Origin of the sequence: Actinomycetospora sp. CA-101289, from assembly GCF_050955895.1 — a bacterium.
In the GTDB taxonomy this organism is placed as follows: Bacteria; Actinomycetota; Actinomycetes; order Mycobacteriales; family Pseudonocardiaceae; genus Actinomycetospora.
The window spans coordinates 2,054,460-2,080,800 of sequence record NZ_CP192093.1 but is presented as its reverse complement, the minus strand read 5'-3'; the positions used below and the strand labels follow the sequence as shown (position 1 = coordinate 2,080,800).

Here is a 26,341-nt window from a genome sequence, read left to right as displayed (position 1 = left end):
GTGGGCTCTCCTCAGGGGCCGGAGGGGGTGGTGACCAGCGTCCCGATCCTCTCACCCCGCACCGCACGGGCGATGTTCCCCTCGACCAACAGGTTGAACACCATGATCGGCATGTTGTTGTCCATGCAGAGGCTGAACGCGGTGGCGTCGGCGACCTTGAGGCCCTTCTCCAGCACCTCGCGGTGGGAGATCTCGTGGAACATCGCCGCCGACGGGTCGAGCTTCGGGTCGGCGGTGAAGACGCCGTCGACGCCCTTGGCCATGAGCACGATCTCGCACTCGATCTCCAGCGCCCGCTGCGCGGCCGTGGTGTCGGTGGAGAAGTAGGGCATGCCGACCCCGGCACCGAAGATGACCACGCGGCCCTTCTCGAGGTGGCGCATGGCACGGCGCGGGATGTACGACTCGGCGACCTGGCCCATGGTGATGGCGGTCTGCACGCGGGTGTCGATGTGGTGCTCGCGCTCGAGGAAGTCCTGCAGCGCGAGGCAGTTCATGACGGTGCCGAGCATGCCCATGTAGTCGGCACGCTGGCGCTGCATGCCGTAGCGGTGCAGCTCCTCGCCACGGAAGAAGTTGCCGCCGCCGATGACGACGGCGATCTGGACGCCGGTGCGCACGACGTCGGCGATCTGGCGGGCGACGGTCTGGACGACGACCGGGTCGACGCCCACGGCGCCCCCGCCGAACATCTCGCCGCCGAGCTTGAGCAGGACCCGTCGGTGACCGGAACGGGCGTCGGGACCGGCGTCCGACACCGTCTGGGGACTGGCCACGCTCTCCTCCACGGGGTTCTCGGCGCGCCGATCGCGACGCCGGCACCCGGTGCTCCCGGGTGCCGGCGCCGCGGCGGGCTCAGGGCTGGCCGACCTCGAAGCGCGCGAAGGAGCGGACTCCGACGCCCGCCTCCTCCAGCACCTTGCCGACCGTCTTCTTGTCCACGGCCACCGAGTCCTGCTCGAGGAGCACGGTGTCCTTGTAGTAGCCGTTGAGCCGACCCTCGACGATCTTCTCGAGGATCTTCTCGGGCTTGCCCTCCTCGCGGGCGGTGGCCTCGGCGATGCGGCGCTCGTTCTCCACCACCTCGCTCGGGACCTCGTCGCGGGTGGTGTAGAGCGGGCGGGCCGCCGCGACCTGCATCGCGGCACCGCGCGCCGCGTCGGCCGCGTCGTCGCCGTCACCGTCGTAGGCGACGACCACGCCGATGGCCGGCGGGAGGTCCGAGGACCGGCGGTGCAGGTAGGTGGCGGTCGGCCCGTCGAGCACCGCGACGCGGCGCAGCTCGAGCTTCTCGCCGATGCGGGCCGAAAGCTCCTGCACCTTGTCGTCCACCGTGCCCTGGCCGAGGCTCGCGGCCTTGAGGGACTCGAGGTCCTTCGTGCCGTTCGCCAGGGCCGCGCCGAGGATGTCGTCGGCGAGCGCCACGAAGTCGGCGTTCTTGGCGACGAAGTCGGTCTCCGAGTTGAGCTCGATGATCGCTCCGTCACGGGCGGCCACCACGCCGTTGGCGGTGGTGCGGCCGGCCCGCTTGCCGACGTCCTTGGCGCCCTTGATGCGCAGCGCCTCGACCGCCTGGTCCATGTCGCCCTCGGCCTGCTCGAGGGCCTTCTTGCAGTCCATCATCCCGGAACCGGTCAGGTCCCGGAGCTTCTTCACGTCCGCTGCGGTGTAGTTCGCCATGTGAGGCTCTCGTCCGTCCTCGTCGTCGTGTGTCGGTCGCCGGCGGGGACCGTCAGCCGGCCCCGCCGGACGGGGTGTTGCCGTTGACCTGGCCGGCCTCCGGCGACGCGGCGATGGCGTTGTCGTCCACCTCGGAGTCCTCGGTGGCGACGCCCTCGGTGCGCTCCGGGCGGCTGGTCGGCGTGGTGTCGTCGCCGATGGCGTCCGCGGTCGCCTCGGCCTCGGGCGAGGCCACCGGCGAGTCACCGGGCGCGTCGACCGCGCTGCTGGTGCTGCCCTGGTCGAGCCCGGTCGGCGCGGACGCGCCGTCGCCGCCGGAGGCCATGAGCTCCTGCTCCCACTCGGCCAGCGGCTCGTCCTCGCCGCGCTCGCCGCCACCGTCGCGCTGGCCGCGGGCCTGGAGGCCGTCGGCGCACGCCTGGGCGACCACGCGGGTCAGCAGCGCCGCCGAGCGGATGGCGTCGTCGTTGCCCGGGATCGGGTAGTCGACCTCGTCGGGGTCGCAGTTGGTGTCGAGGATGGCGACGACCGGGATGTTGAGCTTCCGGGCCTCACCGACCGCGATGTGCTCCTTCTTGGTGTCGACCACCCACACCGCGCTGGGCACGCGGCCCATGTCGCGGATGCCGCCGAGCGTCTTCTCGAGCTTGTCGTGCTCGCGGGTGAGCATGAGGATCTCCTTCTTGGTGCGACCCTCGAAGCCCCCGCTCTGCTCCATGGCCTCCAGCTCCTTGAGGCGCTGGAGGCGCTTGTGCACGGTCTGGAAGTTGGTGAGCATGCCGCCCAGCCAGCGCTGGTTGACGAAGGGCATGCCGACCCGGCGCGCCTGCTCGTCGATGGCCTCCTGGGCCTGCTTCTTCGTGCCGACGAACAGCACCGTGCCGCCGTGGGCGACGGTCTGCTTGACGAACTCGTAGGCGCGATCGACGTAGGACAGCGTCTGCTGCAGGTCGATGATGTAGATGCCGTTGCGCTCGGTGAAGATGAAGCGGCGCATCTTGGGGTTCCAGCGGCGGGTCTGGTGTCCGAAGTGGACACCCGAGTCCAGCAGCTGGCGCATCGTGACGACGGCCATGCGGTGGAACTACCTCTCTCGGCGGCCCGGTGCTCGAGACCAGGCCTGGCGGTTGTCGCGACGGTCCCGGTCGGGCCGTCGCCCTGGTGCCCTCGTGGCCGATCCGGAACCCGCTCGGCGGGACCGCCCGGATGCGGCTCCGGCAGCGCCTGACCTGCGGACGCTTGAGAAGACACGCGAAGTCGGCCCGCACTCCCCCTCGAGGACGAGGAGACGACGGACCGCTGGTCAGGAGTGTACGCCGACCCCACCTCCACCCTCCCCGCCGCCCTCGCCCCGCCGCCGTGGTCCCTGTCGTGGCACACGGGGTGTGCCAGCCTGGCGGCCACGCTGGCGTTGAACGCCAGGAAATCCCCCACCTCGCCCGAGGAGGGAGCCGATGGCGGGGTCACTGCGTCGAACCCCGTGTGACGACTCGTCCGCCCCCCCGCGTGCTGGTGCTGGCCGTGCTGGTGCTGGTGCCGCTCGTCCTCGCCCCCGGGCCCCCGCCCGCCGCCGCCGCGTCCGGTCCGCCCCTCGTGGTGCCGGTCGGGGCCTACGCGTGGCCGCTGGCCGGCGTCGACGGGACCGCGGCCCCGGAACGCGCCGGCGCGGTGGGCACGGCGACCCGGCTGTTCGACCCGCCGCCGCACTACTACGGCCGCGGTCACCGCGGCGTCGACCTGGCCGGGCACCCGGGGCTGACGGTGCTCGCCGCGGGCGGGGGAACGGTCGTGTTCGCCGCGCGGCTGGCGGGCCGGGGCGTCGTGTCGGTGGAGCACGACGCCGGGCTGCGCACGACCTACGAGCCCGTCACCGTCGCCGTGGCCCCGGGCGCGGTGGTCCGTCGCGGGGACCCGCTCGGCGCCCTCGAGCCCGGGCACCGCGGCTGCCCGGTCGCGGCGTGCCTGCACTGGGGCCTGCGCCAGCCGTCCCCGGACCCGGCGGCGGGCGCGCTCGAGTACCTCGACCCGCTCCTGCTGCTCGGCCTCGGGCCGGTGCGGCTCCTGCCGACCGACCCGTGAGCCGGGTCAGGCGTGCTGGAGCTCGGCGAGCCGGGCCCGCAGGCGCATCACCGCGCGGGTGTGCAGCTGGCAGACCCGCGACTCGGTCACCCCGAGCACCCGGCCGATCTCGGCGAGCGTGAGGTTCTCGAAGTAGTAGAGCCCGACGACCGTCCGGTCGCGCTCGGCGAGCTGGCCGACCGCCTCGGCGAGCAGCCGGCGGGTCTCCTGGTCCTCCATCGCCGCGAGCGGGTCCTCGGCGCCCGTGTCGGGCAGCGAGTCGACCAGCGACGGCGCCGCCCCCTCGGCGGGCGCCGAGCTCCCGCCGCGCCCGGCGGCGACGAGCTCGTCGAGCGCGGCGACGCTCGTCATGGCGATCTGCCCGAAGGTGGCGCGCAGGTCCTCGGTGGAGGTGTCCAGCTCGGCGGCGAGCTCGGAGTCGCTGCACGAGCGCTGCTCGCGGCTCTCGAGGCGCTCGATCGCCCGCTCGATCTCGCGGGCGCGGGAGCGCACGGAACGCGGCACCCAGTCCTGCGAGCGCAGCTCGTCGAGGATCGCGCCGCGGATGCGCTGCATCGCGTAGACCTCGAACTTGCGGCCGCGGTCGGGTTCGTAGCGCTCGATGGCGTCGACCAGGCCGAAGATCCCGCACTGGATGAGGTCGGCGACGTCGACGTGCGCGGGCAGCCCGGTGCCGACGCGGCCGGCGACGTACTTGACCAGCGGCGCGTAGTGCAGCACCAGCCGGTCCTTCGTCGACTTGCGCGGGTCGTCGGTGTAGCGGGCCCAGAGCTCGGCGATGCCGGCCTCGACCAGCGCCTCCTCGTCGGCCGCGCCGGGCGCAACGGCGCCGAGCGTGGCCGGGCCGCTGTGGGCGGGACGCGGGCCGTCGGGCCGGTCGTCGCGGGTGGGCGCGGGCGCCGGCACGGGGGCCAGCGCGTTCGCGCCGTCGGTGGGCGCCGGGGACGGCGCGGGCCGGCGGGGGCTGCCACCGCCCCCGGAGGTGCGCGACGCGGCCTGCGCCGCGCGGACGGCGGCGTCGGCGTCGAGCCCGGGCAGAGCCGGCAGGGGCCCCGTCGGCGGGGCGTCGGTGGCGGCAGTGCTGGCGGCACCGGTCGCGGCACTGGCGGCGGCGATCGCGGCGGCCAGCGTGGCCACCGCCGAGCCGTCGCGGCCCGCGTCAGGCGCGGGGGTGGGCGGTGTCATGGATGGCCCTCAGGCGCTCGGCGGACACGTGGGTGTAGAGCTGGGTCGTCGCCGGTGACGCGTGACCCAACAGCTCCTGGACGCTCCTCAGATCCGCTCCCCCCTCGAGCAGGTGTGTGGCCGCCGAGTGCCGGAGGCCGTGCGGCGCGATGTCGGGTGCCCCCGGGACCGCGCCGGCCGCGTCGTGCACGACCGTCCGCGCGATCCGCGGGTCGAGACGCCCGCCGCGGGCGCCCAGCAGCAGGGCCGGTGGTGAGGTGGGGACGGCGAGGTGCGGGCGGCCGTCGCGACGCCAGGCGTCGAGGGCCGCGGCCGCGGGCGTGCCGTAGACGACCGTGCGCTGCTTGTCGCCCTTGCCCAGGACGCGCAGCGTGCGCCGGGCGTCGTCGACGTCGTCGACGTCGAGCCCGCACAGCTCGGAGACCCGCACGCCGGTGGCGTAGAGCAGCTCGAGCAGCAGGTGGTCGCGCAGCGCCACGGGGTCGCCCTCGGCGGCGCCGGTGGCCGCCGCGGACAGCGCCGCCGCGGCCTGGTCCGCGCGCAGCACCTCGGGCAGCCGGCGGTGGGCGCGCGGCGACGCGAGGCGCGCGCCCGCATCGGTGGGGGCGCGCCCGGTGCGGGCCGTCCACGCCGTGAAGGTGCGTGCCGCGGCCGCGCGCCGGGCCATCGAGGTCCGGCTCGCCCCGCGGGCCAGGCCCGCCGCGAGCCACGAGCGCAGGACGGCGAGGTCGAGGTCCGCCAGGTCGACCGCGGCGTCGGCGCCGGCTCCGGCGCTCTCGGGGTCCCGCAGGTGCCCGAGCAGCGAGGTGACGTCGCCGAGGTAGGCGCGCACGGTGTGCGGCGAGAGGGCCCGCTCGTAGCGCAGGTGCATCGCGAAGGCGTCGAGGTGCGCGGCGGCGGTGGCCGGGGCGGACGCGGGCGTCTCCGCGGCCGATCGGCGGCGCGGCGCGGGGACCGCGGCGGGCCGGTCACGGCGCGTGGCGTCCCCGACGGGTGCATCGGTGGCGGTCGGGCCGCTCGCGGCGTCCGTCTCGGTGAACGCGGAGCGTGACGACGTGACCGGGTCGAAGGGGAACTCACGAGAGGCCCCTCGACCGGGTGACCGGGACGGCCCGGGCAGGCGTCCACGCGAGTCGTCGGGAGAGAACGTGCCGGTCATCGCGGTGAAGAGTCTCGATCAGGACGCGGCGGGTCAAGCACCGCCACGGCCCGTGCGGTGACCGTGTGCCACCGGCGAGGAGCGGTCCCGTTCGTCGCGCTCTGCAACCGCTCGTCGCGCTCTGCCTGTTCACTCGGGTCGACGCCGCCACCGGTCACCCTCCCGGTCGACGAGACCGCAGGCCTGGAGATCACTCAAGTGAGTGGCGATGTGGGCCGGGTCGACGCCGCTGTCGTGGGCCAGACGTACGGCTGTGCGCGCCGCGTGGAGGGGAAGGGCCTCGTGCACACGGAGGGCCGCCGGGTCAAGCCCGTCCGTCGGACGCGTCGGGGTCCCCGGTGGAGTCGCGAGCCCGTCCCCCACTCGACTCACGCGCTCGGCGACGTGCGCCGGGCGCCCCACGACCGACACCTCGGGCCGCTGGGCGAGCTCGTGGCAGCCCACCGAGAGCGCGGACGTGACGGGCCCGGGCACCACCATCACCGAGCGGCCGAGGGCCTCGGCCACGAGCGCGGTGCGCATCGCCCCCGAGCGCGCGGCCGCCTCGACGACCAGCGTGCCGGCGGTGAGCGCGGCGACCAGCCGGTTGCGGACCAGGAAGCGGTGCCGCGCCGGGGTCGTCCCCGGCGGGTACTCGGTGACCACCAGCCCCCGGCGGGCGAGGTGGTCGAGCAGCGTGGCGTGGCTGGGCGGGTAGGCCCGGTCGATGCCGCAGGCCAGCACGGCCACCGTGCGCCCCTCGACCGCGAGGGCGCCACGGTGCGCGGCCCCGTCGACGCCGAGCGCCGCGCCCGACACCACCGTCTTGCCGCGGTCGGCGAGGTCGGCGCCCCAGTCGCGCGCCACCCACAGGCCGTACTCGCTCGCCGCCCGTGCGCCCACCATCCCGACCCAGTCGACCGGCGCCCCGGTGAGGCGCAGCGGCCCGCGCGCCCACAGGGCCAGCGGCTCCGCGAGGCCGTCGCGTGCCGAGGCGCCCTCGAGCCCCGGGGCGCCGTCGACCCCCGCGGCGATGCCCAGGCCCGCGAGGGCGAGCGCCGGCCACTCGGGGTCCTCGGGGACGACCAGGCGCCCGCCGCGGGCCGTGAGCAGGGCCAGGTCGGCCTCGGCGCGGTCGGTGGCGCGGCGAGCCGCGGTCTCGGCTGCCACGGCCGGCGGGATCGCGCCCGGCCCGTGGAGGGCGCCCTCGCGGACCCTGCACGCCGCCGCCACCGGCCCGATCTCCGCCACCAGCGCGGCCAGGGCGGGGGCGGGCGGCTCGGCGACCCGCGAGAGGTAGGCGCGGGCGAGCAGCACGTCGCGGGCGACCACCGACCCGGCGTCCGGCACCGCCGCCGCGCTCACGCCACGTCCTCGTCGTCGGCGGCGCCGTCGCCGGCCCCGGTGAACCCCTTGAACCGGACGGCCTCGACGAGGTCGCAGCGTTCGGGGCCCGCCGCCCCGCGCAGGTCGGCGAGCGTCCACGCGACCACGAGGGTAGTAACCTAGCCGACGTGACCCGGAGTGACGCCGCGCGCGCGGCGGTCTACCTGCGCATCTCGAGCGACCGGACCGGCGACGAGCTCGGAGTCACTCGCCAGAGGGAGGACGTCCAGAGCCTCATCGACGGCCGCGGCTGGTCCCTCGCCGGGGAGTACGTCGACAACGACACCAGCGCCGCGGGCAAGCGGCGCCGGCCAGCGTTCGAGGCGCTGCTAGGTGTCGTCCGCGCCAAACAGGTCGACATCGTGGTGGCGTGGGCGCTCGACCGGCTGGCGCGTACCGCCCGGGACCGCCTCGCACTCATCGATGCGTGCCGCGACGCCGGGGTGATGATCGCGCTCGCCCGGGGCTCCGACATCGACCCGACCACGCCCGCGGGCCGGCTGACGGCTGGTGTGCTCGGCGAGGTCGCTCAGCACGAGATCGACGCGAAGTCCGACCGTCAGCGACGAGCCGCGGTCCAGGCCGCGCAGCAGGGTCGGCGCATCGGCGGACGACGCCCGTTCGGTTACGGCGACGACGGCATGACGGTGCGGGACGACGAGGCGGCTGCGGTCCGCCGCGGCTACCAGGACCTGTTCGAAGGCGTCCCGCTAGCCCGCATCGCCCGTGACTGGAACGCCCAGGGCTTCCGCACCGGACAGCGCTCCTACCGGGCTCGCACCCGCGGTGAGCCCACCACGTGGCGGGCAGACGCCGTGCGGCGAGTGCTGTCGAATCCGCGCAACGCCGGCATCCGCGCGCACCTGGGCGAGGAGGTCGGCCCCGCCCTGTGGCCGGCGCTGGTCGACGTCGAGACCTTCCGCGCTGCCTGTGCGGTGCTGGCCGACCCCGGACGCAACACTGGCGGCATGGGGCGCGCCCATCGCCAACTGCTCACGGGCATCGGCCTGTGCGGGGTCTGCGGCGCAACGGTGCACGGCGGCGGCGCGAGCCACGGGAAGCCCGTATACCGGTGCACCGTCAGCAGCCACCTGAGCCGACTCCGGGACCCGGTCGACGACTTCGTGACGCGAGTGATCGTCGGCCGCCTCGGACGCGCCGACGCCGTCGACCTCCTGGTCGATCACGACAGACCCGACGCCGGGGCACTGCGCGACGAGGCCGCCATGCTGCGAGCTCGACTCGACAGCCTCGCCACCGAGTTCGCCGACGGGGAGCTCACCGCCTCGCAGCTCCGCACCGCCACCGAGCGGCTCCGGGCGCGCCTCGCCGAGGTCCAGACCGCCCAGGCGGAAGCCGGCCGTGCGTCCATCCTGTCCCCGCTCGTGGCCGCCGACGATGTTGCGGCGGCGTGGGACGCTCTCGACGTCGACCGACGACGAGCAGTCATCGACGCCCTGGTCGTGGTTCGGCTGCACCCGCCAGGACGCGGGACCCGCATCTTCCGGCCCGAGACCGTCGAGATAGTGGGCAAGCCGCAGCCCGGCGACGACACGCGTCCTTAGTGCCGCGCCACCGACGACGTCGTTAATGCTACGGTGATGTAGCACAACAGAACATGATCGCTATCGGGAAAGCCATTCCGTAAGACCGTGGGCCAGGCGCCGCAGCGGCGGGAACTGAGGATTCCGAGAACGACCGCGTGATCGTGGGCCAGGCGCCCTAGGCGGGTCGAGCGTGAACCCCTGGCCCGTTCGTGCCTGGGGATCGCCTCCCCGTAGCGCCGATCCGCAGGCACCTCGTCACCACGAGGTCCGCCATGACCACCTCGCTGACGCCTGAGCAGCGAACAGCCCGCGCACGACTCGCCGCGCGCAGCAGACACAACCCCGATGCCGACCTGTCGTCGGAGCGCCGCGAGCTCCGCGCGGCGTCCCTCGAGGCGCACGTCCGCCGAGTCGTCGACCAGCTCCCACCGCTCACTGACGCGCAGCGCGACCGGATCGCGACTCTTCTGCGCCCGCAGCGTTCGGTGGCCAACGGGTGAGCGCCCCGAGACGAGAAGGCCGGCCAGATGCCCCCACCCGGCCGGCGCTTCCCACCAGTTCCCCACTTCACCCGACCAGCCCCGAGAAGAGCGCCAGTCCCCCGAATCGTACCGCGCAGGACGGCGGCCCGGTTGTTGTGGTGCTGGCCCGGGATGTGTTTCCGCCTTCGTGTGGCCGGTCGCAGTGGGGGCTCCCCGTCGGCTGCCCGTTCTGTTCGGTGCCCGGGGTCGTCAGCATTCACCTTCACCGTGTGAGGGAGCCGCACGGCAACATCCGGCGCGCGCACTGCGGCCGCGGCCGATATGCGATCGAGGTTCAGCCGGGGTGGTGGGCGACGTGATCGACCGCCCCGACGATGACCTTCCCCCCGTCGACCACCTCGTCACCGTGTACGACCTCTGCGGGCCGTTCCTGACGTGCGGGCCCGTCCCCGAGGCGTTCACCCCCGAGCACCTCGCCCTCGTGCCCGGGTCGCAGCCATGGCTCGCTAGCGTCGTCCGCGCCGCGCTCGCCCGCTGGGCCGAAGAGCAAGGCATCGGGGCACCCGTCCCGCGCGCGTTCGTTGAAGCGTCCAGTGACATCGCGGCGCACGGCATCATCCCCGGCGTCCGCGCCTGGGGCGAGACACCGGAGAGCGGCGTGTTCCGTCGCATGCGAGCCGCGCGGGACCTCGAGCAGCAGAGCCGAGCGTCGTGACGGTGCTCGACTTCGGGCGCGACTACCCCGGCCCCGAGGACGACGGGCCCGACTCGTGGGCGCCGATCGACCTCGGCCCCTACCTCCGCGGCGAGATCACGCCCGCCCAGCCGTCCGTCGGGCTCGCTCGCCGCGACGGGCTACGACTGCTCTACCCCGGCAAGGAGCACGCCGTCATCGGCGAGATGGAGTCCGGCAAATCCTGGGTCGCCCTCGCCAGCACCGCCACCGAGCTCGTCGCCGGCCAACACGTCGTGTACCTGCACTTCGAGGAAGCCGACCCCGGCGACACCATCGACCGACTGCGCGCGCTCGGCGTCCCGCCGGCCGACATGCTCGCCAGACTCAGGTTCGTCGGCCCCGAGCGCAGGGTCAGCCCCGATGCGCTCGCTGCGCTGCTCGACCCGGTCCCATCGCTGGTGATCCTCGACGGGGTCAACGAGGCCATGAGCCTGCACGGCTGGCCGATCCGCGAGGAAGACGGCGCCGCCCTGTTCCGCCGGCACCTCGTCAAGCCCTGCACCCGTGTCGGAGCGGCCGTCCTGTCGGCCGACCACGTCCCGAAAGACCCCGAGCGCCGCAACCGTGGCGCGATCGGCTCGGTGCATAAGGCCAACGGCCTGTCCGGGACCTGCATCCTGCTCGAGAACGCCGAGCCGTTCGGCCGAGGCCAGCGCGGACGGTCACATGTGTTCGTCACCAAGGACCGACCCGGCACCCTGCGTCGACACGGCCGCGCGTCGGCGATGGTCGGCAAGACGTTCCTGGGTGAGCTGACCGTCGACGACACCCAGCAGCGGAGCCCCGACCTCGAGCTCAGGTTCTGGCCACCAGCCGACCACGACGCCGCGGACGAACACGGCGACGGCGGCCCGACGAGCGCCGACCTCCTGCTCGAGGTACTCGCCGCGGTCCCTGACCGGACCGTCGCATCGGAGCGCCGGCTGTTCGCCGAAGCGCGCAAGGCCGGCCTCAGCCTCCGCGAGAAGACGATCCGAGACGCCGTAGAGGACCTGATCGCGCAGGGCCGCGTCGTCGAGATCGAGGGCAAGCGGAAGGCCCGCGGCTACCGAGCAGTGACCGCTGCCAGTGATGACGACTCGACTGCTGCCCGGACTGCTGCCGTGACTGCGGCCCCCTTAGAGGGGGGCCGTGGGCCGCAGTCACCGGCGACCGCGGCCGGCCGCAGTGGGCCGCAGTGGGCCGCAGTCGAAGAGCACGACGGTACGGACCCCCGTCCAGACCCCGAAGAGAAGGAACCCACCCGATGAACCGAACCCTGCTCAACACCCCGCCCGGCTCCGAGCTCGGCCGCGCCCTCGCCGCCATCCCCGAGGTCGACGGCCTCCGTGCTGCTCTCGCGCGCGTCCGGGCCCAGCGCTTCGCCGCCGTCGACTCCGACGGGGAGAAGGAGCGGCGCTCCCTCATCGCGAACATCGCCGACGAGATCGCCAGCGGCAAGGACTACCCGGCCGACGCCGGCGCCCGCATGGCCGAGGTCCAGGCCCAGATCGCCGCCGCCCGCGCGGCCAACGACGTCCGCTCCGCCGTCGAGAACCGCCTGACCTCCATGCTCGAGCAGGCCATCGACGACGACCGGGACCTCGCGCTCGACGTCATCCGCGCCGGCGTCGGCGAGGTCCTCGACGAGGCCCGCACCCTCGACAGACACCTCGGCTCAGCCGAGACCGCCGACCAGGCCATCACCGCCGGCGGCAAGGCCGTCACCGCCTGGGGCCGGCTCGGAGAGCTCGTCGACCGCTACCTCGCGCTGCGGCGCGCCCACCTCGAGGTCGTCCGACCCGACGGCCACGGTGACGCCGAGTGGGCCCGCCTCGTCCGCGAGCAGGGCGAGGTCCGCCACCGCGACACCCTCTGGGCCGGCCGCACCCCGCCTTGGCCCCACGTCGAGCTGCACCCCGAGGACGGCCCCACCCGGGACCGCGCCGGCCTGCGGTGGCTCGCGACGGCCCTCCCCGACAGCGACGCCCACGTGTGGTGCCCCGACCTCGCGCAGATGCGTGCCGCCGACGAGGAGCAGGTCGAGCGCCGCACCGCGCCTGCCGACGCCCCTGACTTCGCCATGACCGCGACCGCCTCCATCGCCTGAGGAGCACACCCGTGACCGATCACCTCACCGTCGCCGTCAACCGCCTGGCCGCCGAGCACGGCGCCGACCCGGCCGCTCTGCTCGACTCCACAGCGTTCACCGCCGCCGCCGGCGCCATCGCGACCGACGCCGGCGACTACGACCGCCAGCTCGGCGCCGCCATCAGCACCGCGGTCCGCGACCGGCCCCGCCTCGCTGCGGCCAGCCGGTCCGGTGCGACCACGGCGACCGGCCGCGACGAGTACGCCCGCCGCCACCCGCGCACCAGGAGTGACGGCCAGGGCGGCACAGACGGCGCCGGCCAGCCTGAGCGCGGCACCATCGCCGCCGGCCGTGACCTCTACCGCCAGCAGCACCCCGGCACGCAGCGCCGCACCGACCGCGCCAGCCGGACGAGCGAGTGGGGCACGCAGTCGTGAGCGTGGCCCGCGGGCGCGAGCTCTACCAGCAGCGGCACCAGCGCCAGCAGCACGACGAGGGCAGCGTGCGCCACCTCGACGACGGCCAGCTCGAGTACCGAGCCGACCACGACCGCGACCTCAACACGCGACGGGCAGCGCGCCAGGAGCTCGAGCGGCGCCACGACCCGACCGGACGACAGGCCGAGGCCGACGCCACCGAGCAGCGCTACCGCGTCCTGCGCGACCACATCGCAGCCGGCCACACCACCGCGCACGGCGAGCGCGGGTAGGTCGCGCCCTGAGCAGGACGTCAACGTCACCCCACCGCCCACTCCTTGGGGGCGGGAGCCGCGGGGAGCGATGGTCGGGAGCGCGTCAGGTCCGCGCACAGATCGACCAGCGTCCGAGCGGTACGCCGACCACCCGTCCTCAGCCACGGGTGGCCGGCGTGCCGCGCCACTTCTCGCACATGAGTTCGTGCAACATCGCGAAGAAACTATTGCAAGAAATCGCAGAAAGAAATGCAAACAAATTCGCAGAGAATATTCGGGCGTGCGGATCGTCGCGCGACCTGCGCGTGGCCCTGCGGGGCCGGCGGGGGCAGGGAGCCCCTCCCGACCCCGGCCCCGCGCCCGCTGGTCACTGCGGAATCCGATCCGCCTGACCTGAATCGCACCGAACACCAGGAGGTGAGCCCGTGGCCGGCACCGAGCAGCGCCACCCCGCGCCCAAGGGCCTGCACGCCAGCGGGCGCCGGCTGTGGCGCAGCATCGCCGATCAGTGGCAGCTCGACGAGCACGAGTCGGCGATCCTGCGGGAGGCCGCCCGCACCGTCGACCTGATCGACCAGCTGCACGAGCTGGCCCAGGCCGACGGGCTGGTCATCGTCGGTGGCCGCGGCGGGCAGGTGTCGCACCCGGCGCTGGCCGAGGCCCGACAGCAGCGCGTGGTCCTGGCCCGCCTGCTCGCGGTGCTGCGCGTGCCCACCGGCGACGAGGACGACCCCGCGGCAGGCCGCCGGCCCCAGCGCCGCGCCGGCGCCCGCGGCACCTACGGCATCCAGGGCGTGGCCCGGTGAGGCGCCGCGACGCTCGCGCTGGGGGTCCCGCTGCCCTGTTGGCGATGCCCGACGAGCTCCTCGTCCACGACTGGCGGGCGTGGCCGCCGGAACACGACCCGCCGGCGGGCTGGTCCTTCGGCGACCAGGAGTGGCTCCGCGTCGCCGGCTTCCCCTCGTGGCGCCGAGCTCGCCGCGCGTGGCTGCTCGAGCACGCTCCCGGCGTTTCCCACCGTGACGTGGTCGCTGAGCAGCGGCGCCGCTTCCCCATCGTCCACCCGGTCTAGTATTCTTGCTGCTCAGAGGCGGTGCGGAGCCAGGCGCTCTCACCTCTCGCGGTACCACGGATCACAGGGCCAGGCGCCTCGTCCCGTGTCGGCAACGACATGACGAGTGCGACGGCGAGGTGACCCTGTGGCTGGCCCTGGTGGGCGTCAGGTGGCGCAGGTCAGCGCGCGCGTAACGCCAGACACGAGCGGGTTCGCCCGCGAGCTCAAGCGCGAGCTGGACGCGTTCGAGCGCGGTGCCCGCGTCGATGTCGAGATCGGCGCGGACCTCAAGCAGCTCCAGGCCGAGCTCGCCGCCAGCCTGCGCCGCATCAGCCGCGAGGCCGTAGACGTCAACGTTGGCGCTGACACCGCCCGGGCCTCCGGCGAGACCGAGCGTTTCGTCAGGGCCACCGACGGCCGGCGCATCCGCTTCGACGTCGGCGCCGACACCAGCAAGGCACTCGCCGAGGCCCGCGCTGCGGCTGCCCGCATCAGCCGCCAGCGGGCCACGATCAAGGTCGACGTGGATCGTCGAGGCGTGGGCGGCGGCCTGGACGCCGTCACCACCACCTTCAAGGGCTTGTTCTCGGCGGGCTCACGGCTGCCGGGCCTGCTCGGGTCCATCGCGGGCGGCCTCGCCGGCGCGGCGGAGTCCGGCGGGAAGCTCGGCTCCGCTCTCGGCGAGACCGTAGGCACCATCGGCGGCTTCACCTCGATGCTCGGTAGAGCGGGTGGCCCGATCGGCGCGGTGATCGCCGTCATCGTGGGCGCGGCGACGGCGCTCGTCGGTATGGGCGCCCAGCTCGCCTCGATGCTCGTCGTGGCGGGCGCGGTCACCGCAGTCGTGGGCGCCCTCGGGGCTGCGGTCTCGGGGCTGCCGGCGCTGCTGTTCGGCGTCGCGGGCGCCGGCGCCGCCGTGGCCCTGGGCTTCGACGGGATCAAGAAGGCTGCCGAGGCCGCCAAGCCTGGCCTGGACAACCTCCGCCGCGCGGTCTCCGACACCTTCCAGCGCGAGCTCACGCCCGTGTTCCGCGACCTGGGCCAGCGCGTCCTTCCGCAGCTGACTACGGGCTTCCAGGGTGTCGCCATCTCGGTCTCGGGGATGATCCGCGAGCTGCTCGGGGTGTTCACCTCCGCCGAGGGCATCCGGCAGCTCAACGTGGTGTTGGGCAACACCCGCGTCTTCCTCGACACGCTGACGCCCGGCCTGAAGAGCCTGGTGTCCGGTCTCCTCGAGGCCGCTCAGACCACGGGCGCGTTCCGCATCCTCGGCGAGATCGTCGGGGGCGTCGCCGAGCGCATCGGCAACCTGTTCCGGAAGTTCTCCGAGGGCGGCGAGTCCTCCTTGATGACTCGGGCGCTTGAGCAGCTCCGCGACGTGACCTTCTCGGTCATCGGCGTCATCTCGACGCTGATCCTCAAGGCCACCGAGTTCTTCACCAACGCCGGGCCCGGCCTCAAGGAGTTCTTCGACTCGATCAACAACACCCTTCAGGAGATCGACTTCGGCAGCCTCGGGCAGTCGTTCGGCCGGTTCGCGGCGTCCGTTGGTCGGTTCATCGACAAGGTGCCGCCCCGGGTCTGGCAGATGATCGCCGACTCGGTCCGCGACCTCTCCCTGAAGTTCGAGGAGTTGTCCAACGACCCGGCCATGCAGCAGTTCTTCACGCTGCTGCTCACCATGATCCCGATGGTCATCGACGGGTTCACGCTGTTGCTCGGCGCGGTCCGCGCGGTGGTCAACTTCTTCAAGACAGCGTTCCTGACGATCGCGTCGACCGTGTACAGCGCCTGCGCCGGCATCCTCCGCGCGCTCGCTGCCGTGATCGACTTCATTCCCGGGGTGCCGGACTCGGTGGGCGAGTCCATGCGGAACACGGCGGCCGCGTTCGACGGGCTGTCCATGGCCATCGACAACGAGCTCGCACAGAGCACCGCCGCCCTGGCCGCCGGCGTGCCCGGGATGAAGGCCGCCGGTACCGCGGTCGGGTCGGGCGCTGTCGATGGCACTCGCGGCGGTCTGGTGCCGCTGCCAGGTGCTGCTGGTGACGCTGCCCGTCGAGGTGCCGCGGACATCACCGGTCAGCGCGGAGCGTGGGAAGCCGCTGGGCGCGGTGCGGGCGCTGGCGCGGCCGACGGAGTGAAGAACGGCGCCGCCCCGATCCCGCAGCACGCCGGCGATGCCGCCCGGCAGGGCCAGGCCTCGGTCGAGGGCACCCGTCCCGGTTGGTCGGCTGCCGGCTCGATGCTCATCGCGGGCATGGCGTCCGCCATCACCGGTGGCTTGTCCATGGTTGTCGCCGCGGCGGTCGCCGTCGCCACCGCCGCCATCAGAGCGGTCAAGGGCGCCCTCGGGATCAAGTCGCCGTCGAAGGTGTTCGACCGCGAGATTGGCCAGCAGGCGATCGCCGGCCTCGTCCAGGGACTCAACGCCGGCGCCGGCGATGTCCGCGCGTCCATGCAGCTCCTCGCCCGCGACGTCATCCGCCAGGGCGACATCCTCGCTCGCGACCAGCGGTTCCTTCGCGTCGGCGAGTCCATCGGCGGGCAGATCGCCGCCGGCATCCAGGCGCCTGTGCAGGATTCGCTCTCGGGGCTCCGCCCTTCGTACGCGTCAGGAGCTGCGGTCTACGCGCCCGCTCGAGCCGCGGCGACTGCAGCAGTCGGGGACCCCACGGCGACAGGGCCAGCTACTGCACGTGGGCATGCTTCGCCGCCCAGTGAGATCGGTGCTGCCGTTGAGCGGGCGATGACCGGACTGCAGTGGCGGGTGGACCTGGACCCGGAGGGACTTGCGCGCATCACGGCACGCGGGCGACGTCGCCTCGATCGCCGCTAGTTCTCCTCGCGGGCCAGCCCCTCGAGCATGACCCCCACGACCCCGTCGATGTTCCGGTCGATGAGTTCGGGCGGCAGTGTCGACAGGACAGCCGCCAACATGAGAGCACCGGTCACGCGCTGGTCGTCGTCGAGCTCGAGGAACTTCGGTGCGGCCTCACCGAGGTCGTCGGTCGCCCGGATCGTGTGCACCACGTTCCGAACGCGCTCGGCGATGCTGACGAACTCCGCGCGGCTGTGTGGCATTTACTCAGGCTCCTCGCGTGGCTGTGGGTGTGGCGGCGTCAGCCCGCCGTGACGATCTGGATGATGCCCAAGGTCGCCGCGACGATGATCGCCGTCACGGCGACGATCATGTTCCACCGGGTCAGGCGCAGGGCCGCCCGGGTCAATCGCTCAGCCGCGCGGCGCTGCTCCTCGGCGTAGATGTCAGGCAGACGCGCTACCGGGTCCTCGCCGGGAATGTGCCACCGCTTCGCCTCTTCGAGCTCGTCATCGGACAGCTCATGCAGGCGCCCGACCGTGACCGTCCCGGTGACATCGGTCCCGGGGCGGCGACGCACGGTCCTCCCACGGCTCACGACGGTTCCTCCGGGTGTCGCGGTGCATCTGCTAGTTCCCTAGCGAACGGTGGCTGGTCGGCGCCGCGCTGCTCGAGGTCCTGCAGCTGAGCGTCGAGCTCCTCAAGGTCCCAGCGGTACTGCCCGCCGACTGTGCGTCGAGTTGGGGTGATGAGGCCAGCTGCAACCCAGCGGCCGAGGGTGCTGCGGTCCACGCCAACGTGGCGGGCGGCTTCTCCGGTCGACAGCAACCGTCTCTCCTCGGGCACGGGCGCATGTTGGCAGCGCAGTTGACACGATCCCACCTCTTGCCCTACTTGCACCAGTTTCCCTCGATGTGCCACTCTCGTGTCGCCCCGGATGCATCAGTTGCACCGGTGATCGAGAGGAACTGACCTGCCATGCTTCGCACACTGCCCGTCGCCGCCGAGTCACTCGGCTTCGTCTCCGCCGGCCAGCCCGAGCCTCTGATGCGCTGGGACGACCAGGGCGGCCGCCGCGTCCTCACCGAGCACCAGGAGAAGGACGACGCCGGCGACTTCCTGTGGACCTGCTACCTCATGCCCACCCTCGCCGAGCGCCCGGAGGTGCTGCAGGTCCGCGTCCCGGCCCGCCAGCAGCCCGTGCTAACCCAGTTCGGCCCCGTCGCGGTCGACGGCCTCGAGGTCAACGTCCGCGTCGGCAAGGACGGCAAGCTCGCCCAGTACTGGCAGGCAGCCGCCGTCCGCGACGCCGGCGGCAAGCAGCAGCGCCACGACCAGCACAAGCCCGAGGGGCAGGCGGCGTGAGCGCCCCCGCCACGGTGGTCGAGCCGATCACGCGTAACCCTCGCGTCGTCGTGCGAGACGTAGCGGCCATGGACACCACGGCCCACGACCTGCTCGTCCTGGACTGCCCGCACTGGTGCACGCGGCCCAGCAACCACGGACTCCTGACCGGCACCACCGCGCGGCGCATCCACCTCGGCCGCACCACTGACGGGCGCGAGGTCGAGCAGCACGAGGTCCGTCACGCCGACGGGTCCCTCACCCGCGGTCCCCTGCAGGTCATCGCGACCGAACAGCCCGACCCGGCCGCCTGAGCCTGCCCCACCACCACTCGGGCCCGGCCGCGCTTCCCCTGCGGCCGGGCCCGACGTGTCTCCGGAGGTCCCCGTGTCCCTGCTGTCCCGCCGGCGCCCGTCGGCCCGATCCGAGCTCTTGGCCCAGCGCGAGCGCACCACCGGCTACCGCCCCGCCTGGCGCGCCGTGTGCGAGGGCGTCGGGCTGGTGCACTCCGTCGACGTCGCCGCCGGCACCACCGTCCTCGTGCCCAAGCTCGTCGACGTCAGCTCCGACCCCGAGCCCGTCCTCACCGTCGAGCTGCTGCCCGGCCAGCTCGCCGAGGACCTCGCCGCCCAGGCCCACCGCATCGCGCCGGCCTTGGGCGCCGTGTGCGCCACCGTCGAGCCCTACGGCCTGCGCTGGGCCCGCGTCCGGCTGTCGATGGCCGATCCGCTCGCCGACGCCTTCCACGCGCAGCTCGCACCCGTCACCGGCGCGGCGACCCGGCTCATCCTGGGCCGGGCCGAGGACGGCGAGACCATCGCCCACGCCCTCGCCGAGTCCGCGCACCTCCTCGTGCAAGGCCAGAACGGGTCCGGGAAGTCCCGCTTCACCTACGGGCTGCTCGCCCAGTGCGCCCACGCCCCCGACGTCCTCGTGACCGGCTCCGACATCACAGGCCTGCTGCTCGGTGGTCCCTGGGACGGCACACGGCACCGCGACCACCAGGCGGCCGGCACCGCCGACCTCGACGCCCACGCCGCCGCGCTCGAGGGCCTCGTGGCCGAGATGGACCGCCGGCTCTCGACCATGCCCCGCGGCGTCGACAAGCTTGACCCCACCGCCGCCGTGCCGCTCCTGCTCGTCGTGCTCGAGGAGTTCCCCGGGCTGCTGCGCGCCGCCGGATCCCTGCCCAAGCCCGGCAAGGGCGAGCGGCCGGTCCTGGACCGCATCAAGTCCGCCACGCTGCGGCTGCTCTCCGAGGGCCGCAAGGTGGCCGTCCGGGTCCTGATGCTCGCCCAGCGCGCCGAGGCCGAGGCCACCGGCGGAGGCTACGCCCGCGAGCAGTTCGCCCTCGTCGTGTCTTTCCGCGTCCCCGCCGACTCGCTGGTGATGGGCCACGGCGACGACGCCCGCGAGCTCGGCGCCGCACACCGCACCGCCGCCCCCGGCATCGCCGTCGTCTCCGCGCCCGGCCGGCCGCTGTGTCGCATGCGGGCCCCGTGGTTCGGCGAGTACGTCGAGTACGTCGATGCCGTCGGGCCCGCCGCCGAGCTCGACCGCCCGCCGCTGCACTTGGTCGACGACGACCACCAGGGCGACGCCGGGACCGCCGCATGACCGCCGCTGTGCTGTGGACCGTTGCTGGTGGACTCGCGTTCCTGGCCGTGCCGTGCGCCCGGCGCTGGACGCCGGCCGTCGTGCTGCTCGCGATCGCCGGGGCGCTGTTCCTGGTCCTCGCCGTCATCCACGGCCTCGCCGATGCCTGAGCCGCAGCGCGTAGACCTCGCCGAGTACGTCGCGGCGGTCGTCGCCGCCCTCCCACCACTCACGCCGGCGCAGCGCGACCGCCTGGCGTGGCTCCTGCGGCCCCAGCCGCACACCCCGGCCCCCGGCCCCTCCTCCCCGGTCGCGTCGGCGGGCACCGCCTCGCACGGGTTGTCGGCCGGGGCAAGGCCCCACCCGGCCCCAGGGCCCCCGCACGTGCCTACCCAACGCGACCGCAGGGCCTTGCCGCGGCCGGCGTTCCGTGCGACCCGTGAGGCGTCGTCGTGAGCGGGGAGGAGGGGCGCCCCTCCCACCCCCCGGGAGCGAGGCCCCCCGCGGAGCGGCCGCCGGAGGCTCCCCTCGGTCCCCCTGGCTGTCCGGACGGCTGGCGTGTGACCAACGTGCCCGACGGCGTGTTCCGTGTCGTGCCCGAGGCAGCAGCGGCGCGCGGCGCGAGCGGGTCGGAGACAGGAGCGCGGCGCCGCGCGCGCGGCGCCGTAGGCGCCGCCGCGCCCCCGCCCACCGGGCCCCTTGGTAACTACGCAGACAGCCCTTCCACCGGTGTCGAGCTGACCGACCGGGACGACGACGAGACCGCCGCCCGCGTGCGCCGCGGCGAACGGTGGGCGTTGCTCGAGCGGGCCCGCCCCGTCACCTCCCTGTCGCGGCTGCGGAAGTGCCGGCGCACGACGATCACCGGCACCGGTGGCCCGACGCTGCGGGTGTCCGGCACCCGGGGCGCCGGCTACGCGGGCCTCGCCACCTGCGGCAGCGTGTGGGCCTGCCCCTGCTGCGCCGCGAAGATCGCTTCCGCCCGGGCCTCCGAGCTCGCCGACGTCATCGCAGCCGTGCACCGGGCCGGCGGGTCCGCGTACCTCGTCACGTACACGATGCGCCACCACCAGGGACAGCGGCTCCGCGACCTGTGGGACGCCGTTTCCGCTGCCTGGGGCGCCGTGACGTCCGGCAGGGCGTGGGTGCAGGACCAGGCCGGCATGCTCGGCTGGGCCCGCGTCGTCGAGGTCACCCACTCCCCCCGGTCCGGGTGGCACGTCCACGTGCACGCTCTCCTGGCCTGGGACCACGAGGTCGACGATCTCGCTGCGCAGCGAATCGCCTACCGCGGCTGGCGCCGTTGGGACGCCGCCCTCCGTAGACGTGACCTTGACTCCACCCCCGTTCACGGGGTCGACGCACGCCGCGTCCGCGTTGGCGCCGAGGGGCTCGGCGACTACTTCACCAAGGCCGCCCGCGAGGTGACCTCGTCCTACGCCAAGGACTCCCGCGGCGGCCGGTCACCGCTCGCGATCCTCCGCGACGCCACGGAGACCTACCGCGTGGAGGACGTGGCGTTGCTGTGGGAGTGGGAGAAGGCCAGCCACGGCCGCCGGCAGCTCACCTGGTCCACGTCGGAGCGCATGGACCTGCGCCGCTTCGCCGGCCTCGCCCGCGAGCAGTCAGACGAGGAGATCGCTGCCGAGGACCAGGGCGGAAACGAGCTGATCGCCCTTCCCTCCGACACCTGGGACGCCCTGTGCTCGTCCGGCACCGCGCCGCTGCTGCTCGACATCGCCGAGGTCGGCGGGATGCCCGTGGTCACCGCGTGGCTGGACCTCGCGGAGCTCGACTGGTCGACAGCGAAGGAGCATCAGCGGCCGGACCATCCACCGCCGCGGCTACCGCGTCTCACCACAGAGGCCCGCGCCGCGCTGGGAGCCGCCCGCGGCCCGATGGAGCGACGCTGGCGCGCCGGACTTGCAGCGGCGAGGTGTGCCGCAACGTCTGCTAGACGTCATTCCTCGCGACGCGCAGCGCCCGGTCGGCGCCGCGTGCGGTCATGGTGCCGGTGCGCAGCTGGCTCTCGAGGATCGCGGTGGCGTCGCGCGGCAGGCGCCCCCGACGGCGCAGCTCGGGCCCGGGCACCTCGGCATTGGTGCGCCAGCCCGCGTCGCGCCACCGCTCGCGCGCCGCGGCCCGGGCCGCCAGCACCCGGGTGCGCACGGTCGCCGTGTCCTCGGGGAGCGGCTCGAGGTCCTCGGTCGGCCCGCCCGCCCACGACAGTGCCTCGACCCCCTGCAGCGAGACCCGCAGGTCGACGCGGTCGAGCATCGGGCCCGACAGCCGCTGGGTGTAGCGGCGCTTCTCGAGGCTCGAGCACTGGCAGTCGGTGGGCCGCGGCGGCGCGCAGGGACAGGGGTTGGCGGCCATGACGAGCTGGAAGCGCGCGGGGTAGCGCACGACGCCGTCGGTGCGCGCGAGCCGGACCTCGCCCTCCTCGAGCGGCGTGCGCAGCATCTCGAGCACGTGCGGGCCGAACTCGTAGATCTCGTCGAGGAACAGGACGCCGCGGTGGGCCAGCGACACCGCGCCCGGCCGCGCCAGCCCGCTGCCGCCGCCGACCAGGGCCGCGGAGGACACCGAGTGGTGCGGGGCGACGAACGGCGGGGACGCGGGCAGCGCCTCCTGCGGGTCCAGCGCGCCGGCCAGCGAGCGCACCGCGGCCACCTGCAGGGCGGAGTCGACGTCGAGATCGGGGAGCAGGCCGGTCATGCGGCGCGCCAGCATCGTCTTGCCCGACCCCGGCGGGCCGAGCATCAGCAGGTGGTGCCCGCCCGCGGCGGCCACCTCGACCGCGCGACGGGCGTCCTTCTGCCCCACCACGTCGGCGAGGTCCTCCCGCGGCCCACGGGCGACGGGGCGTGCCCGCGGCCGCACCGCCAGCAGGCGCCGGTGGTCGCCGCGCAGCCAGGCGAGCACGTCGGACAGGTGCTCCGCGCCGAGCACCTCGAGCCCCTCGACGAGACCCGCCTCGACCGCGGCGGCCGCCGGGACGATCGCCCGCTCGACCCCGAGACGCCGGGCCGCGAGCAGTGCCGGCAGGACGCCCCGGACCCCGCGGACCCGCCCGTCGAGGGCCAGCTCCCCCACGAGCACCACCCCGCGCAGCGCCGCGGCGGGCACCTCCCGGGCCGCGGCGAGCACGGAGCACGCCAGCGCCATGTCGTAGCCGCTGCCCTGCTTGGGCAGCGTGGCCGGGGACAGCGCGAGGGTGATGCGGCGCGCGGGCCACGTCTCCCCCGAGTTGACCACCGCGGCGCGCACCCGGTCGCGTGACTCGGCCAGCGCCGCGTCCGGCAGCCCCACCAGCGACACCCCGGGCAGGCCCTGGCCGATGTCGGCCTCGATCTCGACGACCTCGCCGTCGACCCCGCGCAGCCCGATCGACCACGCACACGAGAGCGCCACCTCAGAACGCCCCCTCGTAGTGCTCGACCCGTGGCGCGGCCCCGCCGACCAGCAGCACGGCCAGGACGTCGAAGCGCACCTCGGCGAAGCCGCTGTCGCCGGCGGCGTGCCGGGCGGCGAGCCAGCGCTGGGCCAGCCGGCGGATGCGGGCGGCCTTCTGCCCGGTGACCGCCTCCGCGGGCAGGCCGTAGCCCGTGCCGGAGCGGGTCTTCACCTCGGCGACGACGAGGCGCCCGCCGTCGGCGGCGACGAGGTCGAGCTCGCCCTCGCGGCAGCGCCAGTTGCGGTCGAGCACCACCAGGCCGCGGTCGGCGAGGAACGCGGCGGCCACGTCCTCGCCGCGCTGCCCCAGCGCGCGGCGGTCGGGCGTCCCGCGCGGACTGCTCCCGTGGTCGTGCGTGGTGGCCATGCCCGGCCCCCTCGTCCTCCCCGGGCCGTGGACCCGGGCCGGCCGGGCGGTCCGGCGGCAGGACCGAGCCTGCGGCGCGGAGCCCGGCGGGCGGGAGCACCGCCTCGCGGCCTGGGGACAACCGGAGGGGGTGTGGACGGAGCCCGGCCGGGCCGAGCCGGATCAGCGTCCGTGCGGCCGAGCGTCAGCCGCTGAAGGGCCCCTCGTCCAGGCGCAGGTCGGGCTTGTCGAGCTCCTCGACGTTGACGTCCTTGAACGTCACCACCCGCACGTTCTTGACGAAGCGCGCCGGCCGGTACATGTCCCACACCCAGGCGTCGGACATCGTGACCTCGAAGTAGACCTCGCCGTCGGCGTTGCGGACCTTCACGTCCACCGAGTTGGCCAGGTAGAAGCGGCGCTCGGTCTCCACCACGTAGGAGAACTGCGCGACGATGTCGCGGTACTCGCGGTAGAGCGAGAGCTCCATGTCGGTCTCGTACTTCTCGAGATCCTCCGCGCTCATCGCGGCTCTCCCCCCTCCGGCGCAGCGTCGATGTCGTCCGGGTCGCCGGCGAGCTCGTCGGCCTCGTCGGCACCCGCTCCCACCAGGTCGACCGTCGTCACCGCCCCATTGTGTCGCACGCCGTCCGCGGTGCCGTCCTGGTCCCGGCCCCGCGCGGCGGCGGCCACGTTGACGAAGCTGAACCGGTGGTCGTCGCTCGGCCCGTGCTCCGCCAGCGCTGCGCTGTGCGTCGGCGTGCAGTAGCCCTTGTGGACGTCGAACCCGTACTCCGGACGCTTCTTGTGGAGCGCGGTCATCAGGTGGTCCCGGGTGGTCTTGGCCAGCACGGACGCCGCGGCGACGCACGCCGCCGCGAGGTCGCCCTTGGGGACCGCGAGCGCCGGGACACCGAACCCGGACACCGGGAAGCCGTCGGTGAGCACGTAGCCGGGCCGCACGTCGAGGCGCGCCACGGCCCGGCGCATCCCGTCGATGTTGGCCACGTGCACGCCGCGCCGGTCGACCTCGGGCGGGTCGACGAGCACGACGTGCCAGTCGAGGGCACGCCGGCGGATGAGGGAGGCGAAGCGCTCGCGCTCGTCGGGGGTGAGCAGCTTGGAGTCGGTCAGGCCCTCGAACCGCTTGGCGTCACCGGGGCGCAGGATGCACGCGGCGACCGCCAGCGGGCCGGCGCACGCGCCGCGTCCCGCCTCGTCGACGCCGGCGACCGGCCCCAGACCGTGGCGCTCGAGGGCCGACTGCAGCGCCCAGCTCTCGGTGCTGCGGCGGACGATCGCGCGTGGCGGCTGGATCCCCGTGCGCGGAGGCAGCGCGACGCGGCGCCGGGGACCCCGCAGGCCGGCCACGCGGCGACGACCCGCGTCGTGTCCCGCCGTCACCGGTCCGGATCGCCGGGGGACGGCGGCGGGGCGGGACCGCCCTCGGCCGCGACGGGACCGTCGACGCCGCCGTGCAGGGAGCGGCGCCAGCGCCGCGACAGCACCACGAGCGGGAGCGCGCCGACCACCCCGGCGGCCAGCGGCGCCCCCGTCTGCCAGGTCGGGGCACCGATCGCGGCGACGCGGGCCTGCGGGTCGGTGTCCGGCACGCCGCTCCAGCGGCCGACGGGCAGCACGATGACGCGGGCCTTGCCGATGACGTCGGTGACCGAGATCGGGCCGTGGACGCGGGCGTCGGCGGAGTTGTTGCGGTTGTCGCCCATGACCCAGAGCTGGCCGTCGGGGACCCGCACCGGCGGGAAGTCGTCCTGCGTCGTGCGGTCCAGGTCGGGCTGGTAGTAGATGTACGGCTCGGTCAGCGGCTGGCCGTCGACCGTCACCCGGTTCTGCGGGTCGCAGCAGGCCACCGTCTGGCCGCCCACCGCGATGACGCGCTTGACGAAGTCCTTCTCGTCCGGCGGCGCGAGGCCCACCAGCGACAGCCCGCCCTGCAGGCCGCGGATCAGCACGTTGTCCGAGCGCTGGCTGTCGGAGACCTCGCCGTTGTCGCCCCACGCGGGCGGGCCGCGGAAGACCACGACGTCGCCCGGCGCCGGGTCCGAGAAGCGGTAGGTGACCTTGTCGACCGCCACGCGGTCGTTCGCGCAGCCGCTGCAGCCGTGCAGCGTGCGCTCCATCGACGCGGACGGGATGACGTAGATGCGCGCGAGGAAGGTCTGGATGACGAACGTCAGGACGACCGCGACGACGATGAGCAGCGGGAGCTCGCGCCAGAAGGAGCCCTTCCGCTTGGCCTTGCCGCCCTTCTTGCCGCCGCTCTTGGCCGCGGCGCGGCGGCCGGCGCGGCCGGTGGGCTCGGCCTCGTCGTCGCCCTCGTCGGGGTCGACGTCGTCGTCGCGGTCCTCGAGGCCGTCGTCGTCGCGGCCCGGACCGGTGCCCGCCCGCCGGTGACGGCCCGGGCCGACGCCCGCGCCCCCGGTCCGGGTGGAGCCGGTGGTCGTGGCGCCGTCGCGGGTCGTGCGCGGGCGCGACGCGAAGCCGTCGGACCCGGCCAGCCCGCCGTCGGGGGCGGGCGCGGGCGTCGCGGAGGTCGGCTCCGCCGGGTCGTCCGCACCGGCGGCGGCCGCGGGGCGCGGGCCGGGGCTCGGCGACGGGGCCGCCGGGCGGGGCGCGCCGTTCCCGGGGGCCGTGGAGGGCACGCCGGGGCGGGCGGGCGCGGAGCCCGGCGCGCCGCCGTCGGGCCGCGGGACGCCGAAGGGCGGCGG

General features: G+C 74.4%; 28 protein-coding genes and 3 pseudogenes. 16 read left to right on the top strand and 15 right to left on the bottom strand.

Annotated elements, in window-relative coordinates; translation table 11 throughout:
* Positions 1 to 11 precede the first annotated feature (11 nt).
* The 3 genes and pseudogenes from pyrH to rpsB all read right to left on the bottom strand — a co-directional run.
* Positions 12 to 758 carry a UMP kinase gene (pyrH, locus tag ACQPX6_RS10335; protein WP_433788242.1) on the bottom strand — a complete coding sequence of 249 codons (747 nt, stop codon included), beginning with the start codon at positions 756 to 758 and terminating at the stop codon, positions 12 to 14.
* Between the two features lie 97 nt (positions 759 to 855).
* A complete protein-coding gene (gene tsf / locus ACQPX6_RS10330; RefSeq protein ID WP_433787207.1) occupies positions 856 to 1,680 on the bottom strand; it encodes a translation elongation factor Ts in 825 nt (274 codons plus the stop codon).
* A 211-nt stretch (positions 1,681 to 1,891) separates the two neighbouring features.
* Positions 1,892 to 2,755, bottom strand: a pseudogene (rpsB, locus tag ACQPX6_RS10325) (30S ribosomal protein S2); the annotation flags it as partial.
* Between the two features lie 431 nt (positions 2,756 to 3,186).
* On the opposite strand from rpsB, the gene ACQPX6_RS10320 reads away from it, so the two are divergent.
* Complete coding sequence (locus ACQPX6_RS10320) at positions 3,187 to 3,759, top strand: peptidoglycan DD-metalloendopeptidase family protein (RefSeq protein WP_433787206.1); 573 nt, start codon at positions 3,187 to 3,189, stop codon at positions 3,757 to 3,759.
* A gap of 6 nt (positions 3,760 to 3,765) precedes the next feature.
* Here the strand turns inward: ACQPX6_RS10320 and ACQPX6_RS10315 are convergent, their stop codons facing one another.
* The 4 genes from ACQPX6_RS10315 to ACQPX6_RS10300 all read right to left on the bottom strand — a co-directional run bounded on the left by ACQPX6_RS10315 (position 3,766) and on the right by ACQPX6_RS10300 (position 7,575).
* Positions 3,766 to 4,944 (bottom strand): FliA/WhiG family RNA polymerase sigma factor, encoded by a 1,179-nt coding sequence (locus ACQPX6_RS10315; protein WP_433787205.1) that lies wholly within the window; start codon positions 4,942 to 4,944, stop codon positions 3,766 to 3,768.
* Positions 4,919 to 5,815 (bottom strand): tyrosine-type recombinase/integrase, encoded by an 897-nt coding sequence (locus ACQPX6_RS10310; RefSeq protein ID WP_433788241.1) that lies wholly within the window; start codon positions 5,813 to 5,815, stop codon positions 4,919 to 4,921. Before ACQPX6_RS10310 ends, ACQPX6_RS10315 begins: the two co-directional genes overlap by 26 nt.
* A 417-nt stretch (positions 5,816 to 6,232) precedes the next feature.
* Complete coding sequence (gene dprA / locus ACQPX6_RS10305; RefSeq protein ID WP_433787204.1) at positions 6,233 to 7,447, bottom strand: DNA-processing protein DprA; 1,215 nt, start codon at positions 7,445 to 7,447, stop codon at positions 6,233 to 6,235.
* Positions 7,444 to 7,575: a hypothetical protein gene (locus ACQPX6_RS10300; protein WP_433787203.1), complete on the bottom strand. Its 132-nt coding sequence runs from the start codon at positions 7,573 to 7,575 to the stop codon at positions 7,444 to 7,446. Before ACQPX6_RS10300 ends, dprA begins: the two co-directional genes overlap by 4 nt.
* A 21-nt stretch (positions 7,576 to 7,596) precedes the next feature.
* On the opposite strand from ACQPX6_RS10300, the gene ACQPX6_RS10295 reads away from it, so the two are divergent.
* From ACQPX6_RS10295 to ACQPX6_RS10250, 10 genes are all read left to right on the top strand, one after another.
* Positions 7,597 to 9,033: a recombinase family protein gene (locus ACQPX6_RS10295; protein ID WP_433787202.1), complete on the top strand. Its 1,437-nt coding sequence runs from the start codon at positions 7,597 to 7,599 to the stop codon at positions 9,031 to 9,033.
* A gap of 254 nt (positions 9,034 to 9,287) precedes the next feature.
* A complete protein-coding gene (locus ACQPX6_RS10290; protein WP_433787201.1) occupies positions 9,288 to 9,515 on the top strand; it encodes a hypothetical protein in 228 nt (75 codons plus the stop codon).
* A gap of 337 nt (positions 9,516 to 9,852) precedes the next feature.
* The gene (locus tag ACQPX6_RS10285) at positions 9,853 to 10,212 is read left to right on the top strand and encodes a hypothetical protein (protein WP_433787200.1); all 360 of its coding nucleotides are present in this window, start codon (positions 9,853 to 9,855) and stop codon (positions 10,210 to 10,212) included.
* Positions 10,209 to 11,483 carry a hypothetical protein gene (locus ACQPX6_RS10280; protein ID WP_433787199.1) on the top strand — a complete coding sequence of 425 codons (1,275 nt, stop codon included), beginning with the start codon at positions 10,209 to 10,211 and terminating at the stop codon, positions 11,481 to 11,483. Before ACQPX6_RS10285 ends, ACQPX6_RS10280 begins: the two co-directional genes overlap by 4 nt.
* Entirely contained in the window at positions 11,480 to 12,322 is an 843-nt protein-coding gene (locus ACQPX6_RS10275) for a hypothetical protein (protein WP_433787198.1), read from the top strand. The genes ACQPX6_RS10280 and ACQPX6_RS10275 overlap by 4 nt, the downstream gene beginning before the upstream one ends.
* Before the next feature lie 11 nt (positions 12,323 to 12,333).
* Positions 12,334 to 12,741 (top strand): hypothetical protein, encoded by a 408-nt coding sequence (locus tag ACQPX6_RS10270; protein WP_433787197.1) that lies wholly within the window; start codon positions 12,334 to 12,336, stop codon positions 12,739 to 12,741.
* Positions 12,738 to 13,013 carry a hypothetical protein gene (locus ACQPX6_RS10265; protein ID WP_433787196.1) on the top strand — a complete coding sequence of 92 codons (276 nt, stop codon included), beginning with the start codon at positions 12,738 to 12,740 and terminating at the stop codon, positions 13,011 to 13,013. Before ACQPX6_RS10270 ends, ACQPX6_RS10265 begins: the two co-directional genes overlap by 4 nt.
* A 407-nt stretch (positions 13,014 to 13,420) precedes the next feature.
* Positions 13,421 to 13,801, top strand: a complete 381-nt coding sequence (locus ACQPX6_RS10260; protein ID WP_433782435.1) for a hypothetical protein — start codon at positions 13,421 to 13,423, stop codon at positions 13,799 to 13,801.
* Positions 13,802 to 13,845: 44 nt separating this feature from the next.
* The gene (locus tag ACQPX6_RS10255) at positions 13,846 to 14,067 is read left to right on the top strand and encodes a hypothetical protein (RefSeq protein WP_433782436.1); all 222 of its coding nucleotides are present in this window, start codon (positions 13,846 to 13,848) and stop codon (positions 14,065 to 14,067) included.
* A 151-nt stretch (positions 14,068 to 14,218) separates the two neighbouring features.
* Complete coding sequence (locus ACQPX6_RS10250; RefSeq protein WP_433787195.1) at positions 14,219 to 16,888, top strand: hypothetical protein; 2,670 nt, start codon at positions 14,219 to 14,221, stop codon at positions 16,886 to 16,888.
* Here the strand turns inward: ACQPX6_RS10250 and ACQPX6_RS10245 are convergent.
* Genes ACQPX6_RS10245 through ACQPX6_RS10235 form a run of 3 tightly spaced genes read right to left on the bottom strand, consistent with a single transcriptional unit; the run spans position 16,885 to position 17,716 of the window.
* On the bottom strand, positions 16,885 to 17,133 hold the full coding sequence (locus ACQPX6_RS10245) for a hypothetical protein (RefSeq protein WP_433787194.1): 249 nt from the start codon (positions 17,131 to 17,133) through the stop codon (positions 16,885 to 16,887). The genes ACQPX6_RS10250 and ACQPX6_RS10245 overlap by 4 nt on opposite strands.
* A 38-nt stretch (positions 17,134 to 17,171) precedes the next feature.
* Complete coding sequence (locus tag ACQPX6_RS10240; RefSeq protein ID WP_433787193.1) at positions 17,172 to 17,450, bottom strand: hypothetical protein; 279 nt, start codon at positions 17,448 to 17,450, stop codon at positions 17,172 to 17,174.
* Between the two features lie 14 nt (positions 17,451 to 17,464).
* Complete coding sequence (locus tag ACQPX6_RS10235; protein ID WP_433787192.1) at positions 17,465 to 17,716, bottom strand: helix-turn-helix domain-containing protein; 252 nt, start codon at positions 17,714 to 17,716, stop codon at positions 17,465 to 17,467.
* Between the two features lie 132 nt (positions 17,717 to 17,848).
* Here ACQPX6_RS10235 and ACQPX6_RS10230 point away from each other — a divergent pair, with 132 nt between their 5' ends.
* From ACQPX6_RS10230 to ACQPX6_RS10210, 5 genes and pseudogenes are all read left to right on the top strand, one after another.
* Positions 17,849 to 18,235, top strand: a complete 387-nt coding sequence (locus ACQPX6_RS10230; RefSeq protein ID WP_433787191.1) for a hypothetical protein — start codon at positions 17,849 to 17,851, stop codon at positions 18,233 to 18,235.
* A gap of 68 nt (positions 18,236 to 18,303) precedes the next feature.
* A complete protein-coding gene (locus tag ACQPX6_RS10225) occupies positions 18,304 to 18,528 on the top strand; it encodes a hypothetical protein (protein WP_433787190.1) in 225 nt (74 codons plus the stop codon).
* A 73-nt stretch (positions 18,529 to 18,601) separates the two neighbouring features.
* Complete coding sequence (locus ACQPX6_RS10220; protein WP_433787189.1) at positions 18,602 to 19,831, top strand: FtsK/SpoIIIE domain-containing protein; 1,230 nt, start codon at positions 18,602 to 18,604, stop codon at positions 19,829 to 19,831.
* A complete protein-coding gene (locus tag ACQPX6_RS10215) occupies positions 19,828 to 19,980 on the top strand; it encodes a hypothetical protein (RefSeq protein ID WP_433787188.1) in 153 nt (50 codons plus the stop codon). The genes ACQPX6_RS10220 and ACQPX6_RS10215 overlap by 4 nt, the downstream gene beginning before the upstream one ends.
* 282 nt (positions 19,981 to 20,262) lie before the next feature.
* Positions 20,263 to 21,375 (top strand): annotated as a pseudogene (locus ACQPX6_RS10210) (protein rep); the annotation flags it as partial.
* Between the two features lie 388 nt (positions 21,376 to 21,763).
* Here the strand turns inward: ACQPX6_RS10210 and ACQPX6_RS10205 are convergent.
* The 5 genes and pseudogenes from ACQPX6_RS10205 to lepB all read right to left on the bottom strand — a co-directional run.
* Entirely contained in the window at positions 21,764 to 23,224 is a 1,461-nt protein-coding gene (locus ACQPX6_RS10205; RefSeq protein WP_433787187.1) for a YifB family Mg chelatase-like AAA ATPase, read from the bottom strand.
* A 1-nt stretch (position 23,225) separates the two neighbouring features.
* Positions 23,226 to 23,633: a YraN family protein gene (locus ACQPX6_RS10200; protein ID WP_433787186.1), complete on the bottom strand. Its 408-nt coding sequence runs from the start codon at positions 23,631 to 23,633 to the stop codon at positions 23,226 to 23,228.
* Positions 23,634 to 23,817: 184 nt separating this feature from the next.
* Entirely contained in the window at positions 23,818 to 24,138 is a 321-nt protein-coding gene (locus ACQPX6_RS10195) for a DUF2469 domain-containing protein (RefSeq protein ID WP_116706339.1), read from the bottom strand.
* Complete coding sequence (locus ACQPX6_RS10190) at positions 24,135 to 24,929, bottom strand: ribonuclease HII (RefSeq protein ID WP_433788240.1); 795 nt, start codon at positions 24,927 to 24,929, stop codon at positions 24,135 to 24,137. Before ACQPX6_RS10190 ends, ACQPX6_RS10195 begins: the two co-directional genes overlap by 4 nt.
* An 83-nt stretch (positions 24,930 to 25,012) precedes the next feature.
* Positions 25,013 to 25,960, bottom strand: a pseudogene (lepB, locus tag ACQPX6_RS10185) (signal peptidase I); the annotation flags it as partial.
* Positions 25,961 to 26,341 lie beyond the last annotated feature (381 nt).